This window comes from Rhizobium sp. CCGE531, from assembly GCF_003627795.1.
Taxonomy (GTDB): Bacteria; Pseudomonadota; Alphaproteobacteria; order Rhizobiales; family Rhizobiaceae; genus Rhizobium.
The window spans coordinates 386,543-401,210 of sequence record NZ_CP032684.1 but is presented as its reverse complement, the minus strand read 5'-3'; the positions used below and the strand labels follow the sequence as shown (position 1 = coordinate 401,210).

At 62.1% G+C, this 14,668-nt stretch carries 15 protein-coding genes, 1 tRNA gene and 1 pseudogene; 7 read left to right on the top strand and 10 right to left on the bottom strand.

All coding sequences use genetic code 11. From position 1 onward, the window contains the following. The first annotated feature begins 265 nt into the window (after positions 1-265). On the top strand, positions 266-970 hold the full coding sequence (locus CCGE531_RS01960) for a CDP-diacylglycerol diphosphatase (RefSeq protein WP_245458955.1): 705 nt from the start codon (positions 266-268) through the stop codon (positions 968-970). A gap of 93 nt (positions 971-1,063) precedes the next feature. Here the strand turns inward: CCGE531_RS01960 and CCGE531_RS01955 are convergent, their stop codons facing one another. Next, positions 1,064-1,978 carry an EamA family transporter gene (locus CCGE531_RS01955; RefSeq protein ID WP_120662677.1) on the bottom strand — a complete coding sequence of 305 codons (915 nt, stop codon included), beginning with the start codon at positions 1,976-1,978 and terminating at the stop codon, positions 1,064-1,066. Between the two features lie 98 nt (positions 1,979-2,076). After that, positions 2,077-3,102, bottom strand: a complete 1,026-nt coding sequence (locus CCGE531_RS01950; protein WP_120666382.1) for a histone deacetylase family protein — start codon at positions 3,100-3,102, stop codon at positions 2,077-2,079. Between the two features lie 149 nt (positions 3,103-3,251). On the opposite strand from CCGE531_RS01950, the pseudogene CCGE531_RS01945 reads away from it, so the two are divergent. Further along, positions 3,252-3,323: pseudogene (locus CCGE531_RS01945) on the top strand (HAD family phosphatase); the annotation flags it as partial. Positions 3,324-3,690: 367 nt separating this feature from the next. On the opposite strand, the gene CCGE531_RS01935 reads toward CCGE531_RS01945, so the two are convergent. Together CCGE531_RS01935 and CCGE531_RS01930 are read right to left on the bottom strand one after the other, a co-directional pair. Beyond that, positions 3,691-4,212 (bottom strand): GNAT family N-acetyltransferase, encoded by a 522-nt coding sequence (locus CCGE531_RS01935; protein WP_120662676.1) that lies wholly within the window; start codon positions 4,210-4,212, stop codon positions 3,691-3,693. Positions 4,213-4,230: 18 nt separating this feature from the next. Beyond that, positions 4,231-4,803 carry a helix-turn-helix transcriptional regulator gene (locus CCGE531_RS01930; RefSeq protein ID WP_120662675.1) on the bottom strand — a complete coding sequence of 191 codons (573 nt, stop codon included), beginning with the start codon at positions 4,801-4,803 and terminating at the stop codon, positions 4,231-4,233. A 171-nt stretch (positions 4,804-4,974) separates the two neighbouring features. On the opposite strand from CCGE531_RS01930, the gene lepA reads away from it, so the two are divergent. Further along, the gene (lepA, locus tag CCGE531_RS01925) at positions 4,975-6,807 is read left to right on the top strand and encodes a translation elongation factor 4 (protein WP_120662674.1); all 1,833 of its coding nucleotides are present in this window, start codon (positions 4,975-4,977) and stop codon (positions 6,805-6,807) included. A 9-nt stretch (positions 6,808-6,816) separates the two neighbouring features. Here the strand turns inward: lepA and CCGE531_RS01920 are convergent, their stop codons facing one another. Next, entirely contained in the window at positions 6,817-7,272 is a 456-nt protein-coding gene (locus tag CCGE531_RS01920) for a GFA family protein (RefSeq protein ID WP_120662673.1), read from the bottom strand. An 86-nt stretch (positions 7,273-7,358) separates the two neighbouring features. After that, positions 7,359-8,093 (bottom strand): type 1 glutamine amidotransferase, encoded by a 735-nt coding sequence (locus CCGE531_RS01915; RefSeq protein WP_120662672.1) that lies wholly within the window; start codon positions 8,091-8,093, stop codon positions 7,359-7,361. 132 nt (positions 8,094-8,225) lie between these two features. Between CCGE531_RS01915 and CCGE531_RS01910 the strand changes: the two genes are divergently transcribed. Next, the gene (locus CCGE531_RS01910; RefSeq protein WP_034514177.1) at positions 8,226-8,519 is read left to right on the top strand and encodes a SelT/SelW/SelH family protein; all 294 of its coding nucleotides are present in this window, start codon (positions 8,226-8,228) and stop codon (positions 8,517-8,519) included. Positions 8,520-8,544: 25 nt separating this feature from the next. On the opposite strand, the gene CCGE531_RS01905 is transcribed toward CCGE531_RS01910, so the two are convergent. Next, positions 8,545-8,973 carry a BA14K family protein gene (locus tag CCGE531_RS01905; RefSeq protein WP_120662671.1) on the bottom strand — a complete coding sequence of 143 codons (429 nt, stop codon included), beginning with the start codon at positions 8,971-8,973 and terminating at the stop codon, positions 8,545-8,547. Between the two features lie 189 nt (positions 8,974-9,162). On the opposite strand from CCGE531_RS01905, the gene CCGE531_RS01900 reads away from it, so the two are divergent. From CCGE531_RS01900 to CCGE531_RS35165, 3 genes are all read left to right on the top strand, one after another. Continuing rightward, the gene (locus CCGE531_RS01900) at positions 9,163-10,584 is read left to right on the top strand and encodes a phosphomannomutase (RefSeq protein ID WP_205586487.1); all 1,422 of its coding nucleotides are present in this window, start codon (positions 9,163-9,165) and stop codon (positions 10,582-10,584) included. A 92-nt stretch (positions 10,585-10,676) separates the two neighbouring features. Further along, positions 10,677-10,763, top strand: a tRNA-Leu gene (locus CCGE531_RS01895). Positions 10,764-11,060: 297 nt separating this feature from the next. Further along, entirely contained in the window at positions 11,061-11,189 is a 129-nt protein-coding gene (locus CCGE531_RS35165; protein WP_281024439.1) for a hypothetical protein, read from the top strand. 61 nt (positions 11,190-11,250) lie between these two features. Here CCGE531_RS35165 and CCGE531_RS01890 read toward each other — a convergent pair whose 3' ends face one another. From CCGE531_RS01890 to CCGE531_RS01875, 3 genes are all read right to left on the bottom strand, one after another. Then, on the bottom strand, positions 11,251-11,517 hold the full coding sequence (locus tag CCGE531_RS01890; RefSeq protein ID WP_162943832.1) for a DUF982 domain-containing protein: 267 nt from the start codon (positions 11,515-11,517) through the stop codon (positions 11,251-11,253). A gap of 370 nt (positions 11,518-11,887) precedes the next feature. After that, a complete protein-coding gene (locus tag CCGE531_RS01880) occupies positions 11,888-13,807 on the bottom strand; it encodes a beta-N-acetylhexosaminidase (protein WP_120662667.1) in 1,920 nt (639 codons plus the stop codon). 24 nt (positions 13,808-13,831) lie between these two features. Then, positions 13,832-14,608: an SDR family oxidoreductase gene (locus CCGE531_RS01875; protein WP_120662666.1), complete on the bottom strand. Its 777-nt coding sequence runs from the start codon at positions 14,606-14,608 to the stop codon at positions 13,832-13,834. Between the last annotated feature and the right edge of the window lie 60 nt (positions 14,609-14,668).

Below are 14,668 nucleotides of genomic sequence, written 5' to 3'. Positions count from 1 at the left end.
GGCAAATGCGCGCTCGATGATGCCGCCGACCTCGGTGACATCGTTATGGCAAGTTTGCGCTGTAGGCGGTCCATCCGCCGCGTTGCAAGTTCAACATTTTCTGTTTTGCCAGGCAGCATTTCTGGAAATATCAATGTGCCGATAGGTAAGGTGTCATGAAAGGCAGGTTTTCGGGAATGATCGGCTCCTCAGCAGGAAATCGAAATCACACATGAAGCACCGGCTTGTCGTTCTCTCTATTTCCCTCGTTATCGCCGTCGTCATCATGAGCTCATTCGCCAGCCGCTCTGCTTTGGGGCTGGTCGTCAGGGCCTGCGAGGTCAATTCTGCCCTGACAGGATCGCCGTATCCGTGCGTCAAAGTCGTCCGGGCGGAGGATCCACTATCTTCCTACGCGGTTCTTCGCGAGCCGGCCGATAAGGAGCGAACCATTCTTGCGCCGCTCGCCGACGTGCCAGGGATCGAGGACCCTCGCCTTCTGGCGGCGGAAGCACCGAACTATTTCGATGCGGCGTGGAGAGAGCGGGCCGACGAACTAGGCCAGCGTGCCTGGAAAGAGTCGCCCCAGAATTTTGCGCTGGCGATAAACGCCGCCAGCTGGCGCACCCAAGATCGGCTGCATATCCACATGGGGTGCGAGACGCCGCGCTTTCGCGCGCTCTTGAAAACCCACGCAACAGAGATTGGCAGCGGCCGGTTTACAAGCCTGAGGACCAAGGCCGGTTGGTGGGCAACATTCGAGGCGGCCGATGATCTTTCAAACTTGAACCCGCTGAAGCTTGTCGCGGACGGTGTGGATGGAGCCCGCGCAAATATGGAAAACGTCGTAGTCGGCGTCTTTGGCTCGACATCGCCGGACGGGCAGCATGGCTTCTATATTCTGGCGAGAGTCATGGGAGAGAACAAATCCCGCGGGTCCGCGGAGGATATGATTGATCCCAAGTGCACAGTGGAAGATGCGTCACGATAGGGATGAGTGAGCATTTTGGATTTGAGCTCGCGGAGGGTATCAGAGGCTCGGCAAACTCGAACCTCGATGCTAGGCCCTCTCACCCGCCGCCAATCAACCCTTCGCAGCAAAAACCGTCGCGCCGATGCTGGCGGAGACAACGAGCGCCGTGCCGAACATCTGCGATGGCGTCATCGGTTGCGACAGGATGACGAAGCCTGCAAAGGCGCCGATGGCGGGTTCGAGGCTCATGAGGATGCCGAAGGATGAAGTCGGCATGCGCCGCAGCGCCACCATTTCCAGCACATAGGGCAGCAGCGGAACAAGCAGCGCCAGCCCGGCTATTTCGAGGAGGCCGAAACCCGTCAGGTGAGGAGCGGCGGAGGCAAAGCCGAAAGGCGTTGAAACGACGGCCGCAACCAGCAGCGACATGGAAAGGCCTTCCAAACCCTGGAAGGCATTACCAACCTTCTTCGTCAACAGGATATAGCAAGCCCACCCCGCCCCCGCGCCGATGGCAAAGAGGACACCTGTGAGATTGCCGACCCACTCCTCGCCGTCATAGGCCAAGAGCAGGACGCCGATGGCGGCGAAGATAGGCCAGAGAAGCTGACGGCTGAGCCCAAAGCCGAGGGTCGCGACCAGCAGAGGCCCGAGAAATTCGATAGCGACGGCAAGACCCAATGGAATGCGCGCGATCGCCGAGAAGAAGGAGGTCGTCATCAGCGCCGATACGGTGCCGAGCGCCAGCACGCCAAGCCATTGCGATCGGTTGTAGCTCATGATCTTCGGACGGACGATGATCGCCAATGCGGCAGACGCGAAGACCAGCCGCAGCCATGTCGCGCCGGCCGGCCCATAGGCGTTGATGATCGGGGATGACAAGGCCGAGCCGAACTGGATTGACGACATGGACAGGACGCACATGAGCACGCCGGCGGCGATGCCGCCGGTTGATGGCGCGACATCCGGATGCGGCATCAATGCTGCGCCACCATCCGATCCACTTTCGACAAGCTTCTGGTCCATGACCTCCCCCAATCAGACGGCGGTTGTAGAGGTCTGGTCCCATACTGACAAATTCAAACTTTTCATGCTGCGATCAGGTGCTTTGATGCAAAACCTTCTCAGCCTTCAAGGCCTTTCAGCACATTGGCGACGTTGAGGCCGATCTCGGGCACGCCGTAACCGCCCTCCATGCAGACAAGAACGGGCAGGCCGGCGGCAGCGATGCGCTCGCCCATGCGAATGAAATCCTGCGACGTCAGCTTGAAGAAAGAGATCGGATCGCGCTCGAACGTATCGACGCCGAGCGAGAGCACGATCGCCTCCGCGCCGAACGCCTTGATGCGGGAAAGCGCATCGTCGAGCGCTGCCGACCAGACCTCCCAGGGCGTGCCGCGCGGCAGGGGGTAATTGCGGTTGGCGCCCAGCCCATCGCCCTCGCCTTCCTCGTCGGCATGGCCGAGGAAATAGGGAAAGGCATGGATCGGATCGCCATGCAGCGAGGCGGTAAAGACATCGCTTCGCCGGTAGAATATGTCCTGCGTGCCGTTGCCGTGATGGAAATCGACATCGAGCACGGCAACTCTCGCCGCGCCGTGATCGCGCAGGCGTTGTGCGGCGACGCCGGCATTGTTGATGAAGCAATAGCCGCCGAAGAGATCGAAGCCGGCGTGATGACCGGGCGGGCGGCAGAGCGCGAAGCCGAAGCGATTGCCGGCATGGAGCCAGTCGGCGCCGGTCAGGGCGCAGCGCATCGAGGCAAGCGCCGCCTCGTAGGTGCCTTTGGTGATCGAGGTATCGGCGGCGTTGGCATAATGGCCGATCATGCCGACGATATTGTCAGGCACGCGCTGGCTGGTGCGCCTGATGGGAAAGGAATTGGCGATCGCCTCGCCCTTGTAGCCGGCGGCGACCCAGCGCTCCCAGACCACGCCGAGAAAATCGAGATAGGCCGGATCATGGACCTTGCGCGCCGTCTGCAGCCCATGGACTTCCGGCGCAACGACATCGGTAAAACCAGCCCCCCTGACGGCCGCGAGGATCCATTCGGCGCGGAAGGGCGCTTCGAAGGGCGTGACGAGCTGGCCATCATGCAGCTCGGTCTTGGCATCCCTGAGCTTGTGATCTACCGAATAGATGACCCGCATCGTCGCCTCCTCCGTTGTCGGCTTGGTTATCCTGATGACACGAAGGCTTACATGCATCGCGGCGGAGAAAAAAGGGCGGGATGCCGTCTTGAAGACAATCGCAAACGACGGCACCTTCCGCCTGCGTTTGATGAATCGAGGGCAGCAGCATGAAACTCCTGATGGTCGATGTCGACGGTGTCCTGATCCATGGCCGACCGAGCGACGGGTTGCCGCTTTTCATGACCATGGGCTGATGTGTCGTCCAATTATTGCGGCTCGAGCTTGCCGCACCTTTGATACCCCCCTCTGTCGCTTTCGCGACATCTCCCCCACAAGGGGGAGATTATTGGGAGTTCGCCGCTACTCCCAACAATACATGTCCTTCGGCGTCTGCGGACACAATATTAGTTTGAGGCAGGTCGATGCAGCGGGTTACCAATCTCCCCCCTTGTGGGGGAGATGTCACGAAGTGACAGAGGGGGGTAAGCCGCCCTCCACGAACTCCAAAGCAGGCCGCGCGGCAATTCGGCTGGAAGGCGATGCAATGGACATCGGGCTCGACATTGCGGGATGCCATTGCCGCCTTCTCCGCCTGAGCGGTCCCTTTCAGGCCGCGATACGCTTATAAAACAAGGTCGTGTCGCAAAACCCGCCCTCCGGCCACATCGCATAGTCGGGGATGACGCCGACGCGCTGCCAGCCGAGGCGCGGATAGATTGCCTCCGCATCGCTGCCGGTCGCAGTATCGAGTACGAGCAAGATCTTGCCGATGCGGGCGGCCTCGCGCTCCGCCGCCTCCATCAGAAGCCGGGCAAGCCCCTTGCCCCGCGCAGAGCGATGCACCAGCAGCTTCTTGAGATCGCCGCGATGCGGCTGGTTCGGCATCTGCGCGGCGCCCACCTGCACCGTTCCGACAACCCTGCCCTCGATCACGGCAACGAGAAGCAGCGTCGCACCGCTTTCGACGCTATCGGCGACGCCTTGCCAATAGGGCATGGCATCGGCCGGCCCGTAAGGCTGCATGAAACCGACGGAAGCGCCGCCATTGACGCAATCGGCGAGCACATCGCAGAGATCCGGCAGGACGGCGCGAGCATCGGCTACGGAGAGAAGGCGAATGTCGGGCATGAAAAGATCCTTGGGTGGCTATGAACGGCCGCGATCGAGGATGACGCTGTAGCGCGCCGGTCCCTCGCCGGGATTGTGGAAGGCGTGGCCGTCGCCGACGCCCATGAAGAGACAATCGCCGGGCAAGAGGCGATGGGTGACATCGCGGTGCGTCACCTCCATCTCGCCTTCGAACAGCCAGACATGCTGGGTCATGCCGAGACTTGCGGTGTTCGGCGGGAAGACGACGCGCGCGCCGGCCGGGAAGATGACCTCGACGACATCAACCTTCGAGCCCGTTCCCGGCGGCGAGACGGCGCGTCTGATATAGCCGGTTCCCGGGTCGCGCCAGATCGCCTGCTGCTCGCGGCGGGCAAGCGGCGACACCTTCTCATCCTCCTCGGCAAAGAAGGCTGAAAGCGAAAGGCCGAGCGCCGCGCAGAGCCGTGACAGCAGCGAGGCCGTCGGGCTCGCCTCCGCCCGCTCGATGCGCGAGATCATGGCGCGGCTGACGGCCGAGGCGTTGGCAAGCTCATCCAGCGTCAGGCCACGGGCGATCCGCAGCTCCTTGATGCGCGCGCCAATCGCCAGTTCCAGATCATCATCCGCCATTGCCTACATCTCACGCTTCGCGATTCTACTATATAAGAAATACACGACCGCATGATGGAATCAAGTCTGCTTCGGCGTTCATTGATGGCGGGCCGGAAAAGGCTAACATAAGGTGAAGATAGCCGCCAAAGCCCCGCTTTTCCGCTTTGCGGCGCGGGGCGGCGCTGCTATATGGCGCGCATGAGCACCAATTCCACCACTCCGCTTTCGCATATCCGCAACTTCTCGATCGTGGCCCATATCGACCACGGCAAATCGACGCTGGCCGACCGCCTGATCCAGACGACTGGCGGCCTTGCCGAACGCGAGATGTCGGAGCAGGTGTTGGACAACATGGAGATCGAGCGCGAGCGCGGCATCACCATCAAGGCCCAGACGGTGCGCCTGCACTACAAGGCCCAGAATGGCGAGACCTATATCCTCAACCTGATCGACACGCCCGGCCACGTCGACTTCGCCTATGAAGTCTCGCGCTCGCTGTCGGCCTGCGAGGGATCGCTGCTTGTCGTCGATGCGTCGCAGGGCGTGGAAGCGCAGACACTCGCCAACGTCTATCAGGCGATTGACAACAATCACGAGATCGTCACCGTCCTCAACAAGATCGACCTGCCGGCGGCCGAGCCCGACCGCATTAAGGACCAGATCGAAGAGGTCATCGGCATCGATGCCTCCGACGCCGTGCTGATCTCGGCCAAGACCGGCCTCGGCATCCCCGACGTTCTGGAAGCCATCGTCAACAAGCTGCCGGCGCCGAAGAGCGCGGGCGGCGAGAAGGCGCCGCTGAAGGCGCTGCTGGTCGACAGCTGGTACGACACCTATCTCGGCGTCATGGTTCTCGTGCGCATCATCGACGGCACGCTGACCAAGGGCCAGACCATCCGCATGATGGGCACGGACGCGAAGTACCAGATCGAGCGCGTCGGCGTTCTGACGCCGAAGATGGTCGCCGTCGACAGCCTCGGCCCCGGCGAGATCGGCTTCATCACCGCTTCGATCAAGGAAGTGGCCGATACGCGCGTCGGCGATACCATCACCGAGGACAAGCGCCCGACCGCCGAGGCGCTGCCGGGCTTCAAGCCGGCGCAGCCTGTCGTGTTCTGCGGCCTCTTCCCGGTCGATGCCGCCGATTTCGAGGACCTGCGCTCGGCCATGGGCAAGCTGCGCCTCAACGACGCCAGCTTCTCCTTCGAGATGGAATCCTCGGCCGCCCTCGGCTTCGGCTTCCGCTGCGGCTTCCTCGGCCTGCTGCACCTGGAAATCATCCAGGAGCGCCTCGAGCGCGAATTCAATCTCGACCTGATCGCGACGGCGCCCTCCGTCGTCTATCAGCTGACCATGAACGACGGCACCGAGATCGAGCTGCACAATCCGGCCGACATGCCCGACGTCGTCAAGATCGCCGAATTCCGCGAACCATGGATCAAGGCGACGATCCTGACGCCGGACGACTATCTCGGCTCGATCCTGAAGCTCTGCCAGGACCGCCGCGGCGTCCAGACCGAACTGACCTATGTCGGCAACCGCGCCATGATCACCTACGACCTGCCGCTCAACGAAGTGGTCTTCGATTTCTACGATCGCCTGAAGTCGATTTCCAAGGGCTACGCCTCCTTCGACTACAGCCTGACCGATTATCGCGAGAGCGATCTCGTCAAGATGTCGATCCTCGTCAATGCCGAACCGGTTGATGCGCTCTCCATGCTCGTACACCGCTCCGCCGCCGAAAAGCGCGGCCGTGTCATGTGCGAGAAGCTGAAGGACCTGATCCCGCAGCACATGTTCCAGATCCCGATCCAGGCCGCCATCGGCGGGCGCATCATCGCCCGCGAGACGGTCAAGGCGCTACGCAAGGACGTGACCGCCAAGTGCTACGGCGGCGACGCCACCCGCAAGCGCAAGCTGCTCGATAAGCAGAAGGAAGGCAAGAAGCGCATGCGGCAGTTCGGCAAGGTCGAAATCCCGCAGGAAGCCTTTATCGCCGCGCTAAAGATGGGGGATGAGTGAGGCTCAGCCTCACCCCTGCCCCATATACTCCCCGATCAAGCCTTCATACTCGTCCATCGCCGGCAGTGCCGCATAGCTGTGTTTCGCCGGCGTCGTCACCCAGGGCAGCTTTTCGCTCGTCCAGGTCTCCATGAAGGGCGTGAACCAGCTGGTGTCGTCGAGCATGGTGGCGCGGACATTGACGAACCAGTCGATGCCATCCAGCTTCGTGAACAGCCAGCTCATGCAATGCGGGCAGAAATAGTGATGGATGACATCGCCATGCAGGCCGCCGATGACAGGCTCGCCCTGTGTCACCTCGAAACCCTCCGTGGGGATGGCGGCGCTCAGCGAATAAGGTCCGGCCGTCATGCGCTGGCAGCCTGTGCAATGGCAGGCCATGGTGAGCAACGGCTTGGCGTTGATCTTCAACCGCACCTGTCCGCAACGGCAGCTGCCTTCGCAGGGTAGTTCCAGCGTGCTCATAATGTCATCTCCTCCCATTTCAAATCTACTTGCACGGCACATCGCGACCCGATGTGCCGGCGGTGCGTAATTATTGTACGCCGTCCTCAGGCTTCCACGGCCTGCGGAAATTCCACTTGTGCTTCTATCGTCCGCACCCAGGCCCGCGCGATGGCAAGACCGGCAGTCTCGGCCGCAGCGGCGTGCTTCGCGACAAGCTCCGGATAATCCTCCAGCCAGCCGGGCTCCTTGCGCTCGATGGTCCCCTTGAATTCTTCGCGCCAGCGGTCGACCACGGCCGCATTGGCCTCGAAGTGGAACTGCGTGCCATAGGTGGCGCGGCCGATGCGGAAGGCCTGGTTGCATGTCACGCCGTTGGTCGCGAGGCGGGTGGCGCCGGCCGGCAAGGTAAAGGTGTCGGAATGCCATTCGAAGATGGTAAAATCGTCGCCGATATCGGCGAGCAGCGGATCCGCCTTGCCTTCGTCGGTGAGGCCGACCGTCTTCCAGCCGAACTCATGAGCTGTGCCGAGAAAATTTTCCGCCTCGTAGGCGCGCGCCAGGATCTGGCTGCCGAGACAAATGCCGAGTACGGCCTTGTCCTCGCTCTCGAAACTGCGCATGAGCTGCGCCAGCTCGGGCAGATAGGGATGGGTGTGATCGTCGCGGGCGCTCTGCTCGCCGCCGAGGACGACAAGCGCATCGTGGGACACCGTATCCCCGGGCAGCGCTTCGCCGTTCCATGGCCGGAACCATTCGATCTCAGCCCTCGCCTCTTCGAGCGCGATGCCGAGGGCACCGAGCGGGGTATTTTTCATGTTCTCGATAATGGCGACGCGCATCCTGATGATCCCAAACGATATCCTGGGCAGAGATGAGCATGAGGCGGCGAGACAGGCAAGAGCCGAGAATGACTCCGGCTTGCAGTCGGCTAAAGTTGAGCATAAATGTCAGCAAACAACGAGGACTCTGCGATGAGCGACAAGCCCAGGATCACCATTCTCTACTGCACCCAATGCAACTGGCTTTTGCGCTCCGGCTGGATGGCGCAGGAGCTCCTGCAGACCTTTACCGACAGTCTCGGCGAAGTGGCGCTGATACCGGGTACCGGCGGCGTCTTCGAAATCCGTATCGACGGCGAGCTTTTATGGGAGCGCAAGCGCGACGGCGGCTTCCCCGGGCCGAAGGAGCTGAAGCAGCGGGTGCGCGATGTCATCGATCCCGAGCGCGATCTCGGCCATACCGATCGCGCATCGCTGGAAAGCTAAAGCGACCCTTGTACCGCCCGCGCCGTCAGTCGAAGGGCGCGCGGCACGGCTGGAAGCCGCGATTGATGGTGGAATAGAGGTCGGTGCCGGGATTATACGTCCGGTAGCGTTCGGCGCACCATGTCTGATGCCGCATGCGCTGCTGGGCCGGCGAAGGATAGACCGTCCTCGGCGGCGTATAGGTTTCACGCGGCGGAATCTGAATTCGCGGAGCGTCGTAGCGGTTCACGCCGCCCGCATAGGGCGGCGTAATCGGCAGCGGTTGGCCGGGGCGGGTGTAAAACTGCCGTTCCCCGAAGCCGAAGCAGCCACGGGAATCGCAAATGACGGAATTCGTGCTGCGCGGCGGAATGAGGATTTTCGGGGAATTCGAAGCGGCGGCCGCAAAATCCGCCTGCGCCAGCAAGGCGAGTGCGAGAACACATCCGGGCGCGATCCTGCCGAAAACAGTCATGATGAACTCCTATCCACTCTGCGGCGAAACCGCATGCTTTTCGCAGCAGCTGTTACCTATCTGGGGTCGCAGACAACGCAAAACCAGTGCTACCGGCTCCGGCAGCCAGCTACTCGCAATCAGTTGATCGGCAACGCGGCTTGCTCCATAACAGCCCGATCATTGCAAGGGAGATTGCCTGTGAGCAGCTTGAAATTCGGCACCAGCGGCCTTCGTGGCTTATCCGCAGATCTCACCGGACGGGCATCCGCTCTCTATGCCACGGCCTTTGCCCGCTACCTACTGAAGAGCGGCCGTGCCAAATCGGGCGATCTCGTCCTTATCGGCCGCGATTTCCGCGTATCGAGCCCGTCCATCTCCGCCACCTGCATCGGCGCGCTGAAGCGCGCTGGCCTGACGCCGATCGACTGCGGCACGCTGCCGACGCCGGCGCTGGCGCTTTACGGGCTGCGGTTGAAGGCGGCCTCGCTGATGATCACCGGCTCGCATATTCCCGCCGATCGCAACGGCATCAAATTCTACCGACCTGATGGCGAAATCGACAAGCGCGACGAGGTGGCGATCAGCGAGGAAGCCCTGGCGATCGGTGACTCGGTGCTCGACGAGACGCCTGCCGAGGCGGAAAATCGCACGGCCGAGACCGAGGCGCTGTTCCTGGAGCGCAACAAGGGCCTGCTGCCATCAGGCAGCCTCGCCGGCCTCACCATCGGCGTCTATCAGCACAGCACGGTCGCGCGCGATCTCTTCGGTCAGGTGCTTGCCCATTATGGCGCCCGCGTCGTGCCGCTCGGCCGCTCCGAGAGCTTCATCCCGGTGGATACCGAAGCGGTCTCGGCCGAGACCATCCGCCTCATGAAGGGCTGGGCACCGGAACATGGGCTGGATGCCATCGTTTCGGCTGATGGCGACGGCGACCGGCCGCTGGTGGCGGATGAAACCGGCGAGCCGCTGCGCGGCGATCTGCTCGGCCTCATCGCCGCAAACTTCCTCGGTGCCGAAGTCGTGGTAACCCCGGTCACCTCCAATTCCGGCATCGAATCGGCCGGTTCCTATGCCGTCACCCGCACCCGCGTCGGCTCGCCCTATGTGATCGCCGGCATGGATGAAGCCGTTGCCGCGGATAAGGCCAATGTCATGGGCTTCGAGGCCAATGGCGGCACGCTGACGGCCAGCCGCTTCACCGTCGAGGGCAAACCCTTGGAGCCGCTGCCGACGCGCGACAGCTTCCTGCCGATCCTGGCGACGCTCTATGCCGCCGCAAAGGCGGGCAAGCCGCTTTCCGCCGTTGCCGGCAGCTACCGCCTGCCCTTTGCGGCCGCCGACCGCCTGGAGAATTTTCCGGTCGAGACCAGCGCGGCGCTGATGGCCTATCTGCGCGCCTCCGATGCCAATCTGGCGGATTTCCTCACGTCCATCGCGACCGTCGCCTCCAAGAGCGACATCGACGGGCTGCGGGTTACGCTTGTGGATAACCGAATCATCCATTTCCGCCCCTCCGGCAACGCGCCGGAAATGCGCTGCTATGTGGAAGCATCAAGCGAAAGCGAAGCAAAGGCCCTGCTGGAACAGGGACTTGGCCTCATCAGTGCATGGGCTGCAGCCCGGGTCTGACCCGGGCCTCAACCGCTTTTTTCCAGATTGACACGAAAACTTCAAAAACCCTGTTGACACCAGACGGCCACCCCCTTACATGCGTGTCCGTCGCCCAGATGGCGGAATTGGTAGACGCGCCAGCTTCAGGTGCTGGTACCCGAAAGGGTGTGGAGGTTCGAGTCCTCTTCTGGGCACCATTCCATTTTTTGAGAAACGTGATTTCTCAAGGATTTCAAGACTTAGCAACTGCACGTGATGCAGCTTCCGGTTAGCCGGAAGCTCACATGAGCTTGCCTTGAAATGGGGGCGGGCGGATTAAAATCCTCGCCTTCGGCATCTCCGTACAAACCGGTTCCAACTGTTCTCCGCTGCCGTCGCCGGCAGGCGATGAAGGCTTGATCGACGGCCGACATCCAAGTTCTTCGGATCATCTTTAAATCATTGACTGCCGACGAAGAGGTCTACCTAATAAGGGAAACCCCGAGGGATTTTGAATGGACCACAAGAGCGACTGGTACGATCTGATCGTCGGCAACGGCAACGTCAATGAAGGGCTTGGGAGGATGATGGGTTTCATCCTCGCTGTTATCGTGATCCTCGCCCTGATCTTCTGGATGATCTGAGCGTTTCCGGTCCAAATGTCCTGGGCCGCTTCATCACTTCCGCCATGTGTTGCATATCGATCTAGTGAAGGCTTTCAGCGTCTGGCCTGACGCTAAGCCCTGCCTCTTGCGCGGCTTCCAGGAAGGCTTGCCGCGATTCCTCGGCGGACGCCTTGCCGAGAACGGCATCGAGGCATACCAGCACGGCCTCATCCACTGCAGGCCCACTGTTCACCGGCCACTCGTCGCTCATGCAGTTGGCCGCGTCGAGCGCGTTGGTGATGATCGCGAAGTGACCAGCACCGCCGAGCTCGACTATGACAGGATTGTTCCAATCACCGTATTCCATGGCCATCCTCCTCAACCATAGAGCGCCACGAGCGCTGCGATCAGAATTGATCCAGCGCCGACGCATGCGGCCATCATCATATAATAGTCGATGAAATCGACTCCTCTCCTGACGCCACTAGGCGATAACGGGAGCGGTGGCGAGATGTTCCTGGGCTGTAGGCGTGCCGGCAAGATTTTCCTGGGCTTCATCGGGTTTGGCCGAATGCGGGAGGCGGCGCGATAGCAGGCCCGCTTGCCAACCGCCGCCTTGATGCCCGCCGGGCATGAAAAAGCCGCCGAAACTCTCGTTCGGCGGCGTCAAGCGTAATCAACCGACGATCGTGGAGAGCTGATCCGCTTCCGACAATTAAGCTGAAGCTCCGGGTAAGCTAAAGCCTCGGGCTCAGCGGGACGATGGCGGCAAAGCGCAGCCAATCCTTTTGTGCCTTCGGCGTCCAGGCTGCCTCGGCAATAGCAGGCAGGCGCGGGAAGACCAGGCGATTGAAATAGTCGCGGGAGACGAAATTCTCCTGCCAGATGCAGGCCTGCACGCCCTTCATGAGATGCTTCAGCTCATCCGGGAAATCACCCTCGGCTTCATAGGCATAGGTATGGGCCGGCGGCACGGTGCCCGCCCAGCTCGCGCCCGGCTCCTGCCAGGCATCGGCCTGCACCATGTCGAGATAATAGGCCTGCCCCGGCGTCATGACGACTTCATAGCCCTCGCGCGCAAGCTCGATGCCGACCTCGGGCTTTTCCCAGGCCATCAGCAAGGTGCCTTCCGGATCGACGCCGCCGCCATGGGCGACTTCGTTCCAGCCGGCAAGCCTGCGTCCGCGCTGGGTGAGCATGGCCTTGATGCGCTTCAGGAAATAGGATTGCAGCGCGAACGTTCCCGATATGCCTTCCTGCTCCATCAGCCTGCGCGCCAGCGGCGAGGCGAGCCAGGACCCGTTGGCGACCTCATCGCCGCCGATATGGATATATTCGGACGGGAAGAGCTCGACCATTTCGTCGAAGACCTTGCCGAGGAATTCATAGGTGAGCTCGATCGCCGGATTGAGCGCATTGTTCGGGAAACCCTGGACGGAGTGATAGCTGTCCGGTGCTTCCTGCCCATCGATGAGGTCAGGCAGGGCAACGAGGGTGGCGGTGCTGTGGCCGGGGATATCGATCTCCGGGATCACCTCGATGCCGAGCGCCGTGGCGCGGGCGACGATTTCTCTGACATCATCCTGCGAATAGAAGCCGCCGACAGGCTCGGCGGCGTTGCCGAGCTGCGGCAGCAGCGGCTCGTCCGGCCCACGCAGCACGCCTGTCGTGGTCAGCTGCGGATAGGCGCGGATCTCCAGCCGCCAGGCCTCGTCATCGGTCAGGTGCCAATGGAAAATGTTGAGTTTCAGCCAGGCGAGAATGTCGAGCAGGCGCAGGACATCGGCCTTGGGGGTGAATTGCCTGGAGACATCGAGATGGCAGCCGCGCCAGCCGTAGCGCGGATGATCGGCGATTACGCCCGCGACCGGGAAGCGGAACTTACCGGGCTCGCGCCGCGCGCCATCGAGGAGCTGGGCCAGCGTCGTCAGTCCATAAAGGCGGCCGGCCTCGGCGGAGAAAGCAAGCACGACTTCATCGCCGGAGAAGGAAAGCTCATAGGCCTCGCGGGCAAGCGCCGGCCGTTCGACGAAGCGCAGCGCCCTGCCCTCAGGCGCGGCAATGAGGCTGAAGGGAATGTGATTGGAAGGAAACAGCCGGCGGAAGAGCGCCTGTGCCGTGGCAAGCGCCTTCACGCTTGCGGGATCGGAGCCCTTGGCCGGATAGAGCACGACCGGGAAATCTTCGCCCGGCTTGACATCGATCGTCGCCGGCCAGGGCTGGATGGCGTAGGGAAGCTCCAGCCTGCCTTCCGGCAGCAGCACCGGCGGCGGCTCGCTGACGCGACCCTCAAGCAGGAGATCCGATGTAAACACCGTGACATGGGTGCCGTCCGCCAGCGTCACATAGGCGGATTTGGCACCGTCGGTGCAATGCCGCGCGATCCTATGAAGCGCGGAGACGGTGAACGTCCAGCTCTCTCCGGGCGCGATGGACACACCGGCCGGCGGCGCGAATTCGTGAAAATTGGCGTTGCGGCGCAGGAAGACGGCGTTGTCGCAGGCTTGCGGATCGACGAGGCGCGTCAGCGTCGTATAGGCAAGCCGAAAATTCGTAAGAGGCGCGTCCGAGAAATTGAAAAGCGTCAGGGTCAGCCGACCATGCTTTCCGCCCTCGGGAGACCATGTATTTTCGAGATGATAGGCGGCCGGCTGCATCATGTTCCCCTTTGGCAACGAGCGTCAGTAATGTTCTGATTGAGAGAAGGTGTGGGCGAGTTCCGCCTGCCCCGCCGTCAGGCCGCAATCAACGGGCAGGCAGACGCCTGTTATCGCCGAGGCGAGCGGGCTTGCGAGGAAGGACACGGCATTGGCGACATCGATGGGATCGACGACGCGCTGCAGTGCATACCAGCGCTTCGCCTCCTCGAAGACATTCGGATTGGCGGCAGCACGTATTTCCCAGGCCTGGGTGCGCACGGTGCCGGGGGCGACTGCATTGGCGCGGATGCCGAACTTGCCGTATTCGACCGCGACCAGCCGGGTGAAATGCAAAAGCCCGGCCTTGGCGGCGCTATAGGCCGGATGACCGAAAACGGCCATGCCGTTGACGGAGGCGATATTGACCACCGATCCCTTCGACGCCTTCAGCATGTCCTCGACGGCGCGGAAACACAGGAACGCCGCCTCGAGATTGAGGGCATTGTCGGCACGCCATATGGCCGGCGTCGTATCGTGGAGGCTGACCGCACGGGCGGCACCGGCATTGTTGACCAGCGTTCTCAATCCGCCCAATCCCGATGCCGCCTTGGCCATTTCGGCGACATCGGCATCGCTGGTGATGTCAGCCTTGAGCGGCACGAAACGCTCGGCCGGGCCGAGCGCCAGCGCCGCCTGCCGCACTGCCGTCTCGTCTATATCGACGAGCAGGATGACATCATGGTCATCCGCCAGGCGTTCGGCGATGGCGCGGCCGATATCGCCTGCGGCCCCTGTGACGATGGCAACGGATTTGCTCATATGGTTTCCCCTAATTAGTTCCCGAGCGGCGAACCGTGCCGCCCTTTATTGTTGTTTTGT

Excerpts from the sequence above, each read along its gene's own strand:
- CCGE531_RS01905 (WP_120662671.1), bottom strand. The coding sequence starts at position 8,973 with ATGACTGTTTTCGGCAGGATCGCGCCCGGATGTGTTCTCGCACTCGCC.
- CCGE531_RS01960 (WP_245458955.1), top strand. The coding sequence starts at position 266 with ATGAGCTCATTCGCCAGCCGCTCTGCTTTGGGGCTGGTCGTCAGGGCC.
- CCGE531_RS01880 (WP_120662667.1), bottom strand. The coding sequence starts at position 13,807 with ATGCAGCCGGCCGCCTATCATCTCGAAAATACATGGTCTCCCGAGGGC.
- CCGE531_RS01920 (WP_120662673.1), bottom strand. The coding sequence starts at position 7,272 with ATGAGCACGCTGGAACTACCCTGCGAAGGCAGCTGCCGTTGCGGACAG.
- CCGE531_RS35165 (WP_281024439.1), top strand. The coding sequence starts at position 11,061 with ATGGACCACAAGAGCGACTGGTACGATCTGATCGTCGGCAACGGCAAC.
- lepA (WP_120662674.1), top strand. The coding sequence starts at position 4,975 with ATGGCGCGCATGAGCACCAATTCCACCACTCCGCTTTCGCATATCCGC.
- CCGE531_RS01890 (WP_162943832.1), bottom strand. The coding sequence starts at position 11,517 with ATGGAATACGGTGATTGGAACAATCCTGTCATAGTCGAGCTCGGCGGT.
- CCGE531_RS01935 (WP_120662676.1), bottom strand. The coding sequence starts at position 4,212 with ATGCCCGACATTCGCCTTCTCTCCGTAGCCGATGCTCGCGCCGTCCTG.
- CCGE531_RS01950 (WP_120666382.1), bottom strand. The coding sequence starts at position 3,102 with ATGCGGGTCATCTATTCGGTAGATCACAAGCTCAGGGATGCCAAGACC.
- CCGE531_RS01910 (WP_034514177.1), top strand. The coding sequence starts at position 8,226 with ATGAGCGACAAGCCCAGGATCACCATTCTCTACTGCACCCAATGCAAC.
- CCGE531_RS01875 (WP_120662666.1), bottom strand. The coding sequence starts at position 14,608 with ATGAGCAAATCCGTTGCCATCGTCACAGGGGCCGCAGGCGATATCGGC.
- CCGE531_RS01930 (WP_120662675.1), bottom strand. The coding sequence starts at position 4,803 with ATGGCGGATGATGATCTGGAACTGGCGATTGGCGCGCGCATCAAGGAG.
- CCGE531_RS01955 (WP_120662677.1), bottom strand. The coding sequence starts at position 1,978 with ATGGACCAGAAGCTTGTCGAAAGTGGATCGGATGGTGGCGCAGCATTG.
- CCGE531_RS01915 (WP_120662672.1), bottom strand. The coding sequence starts at position 8,093 with ATGCGCGTCGCCATTATCGAGAACATGAAAAATACCCCGCTCGGTGCC.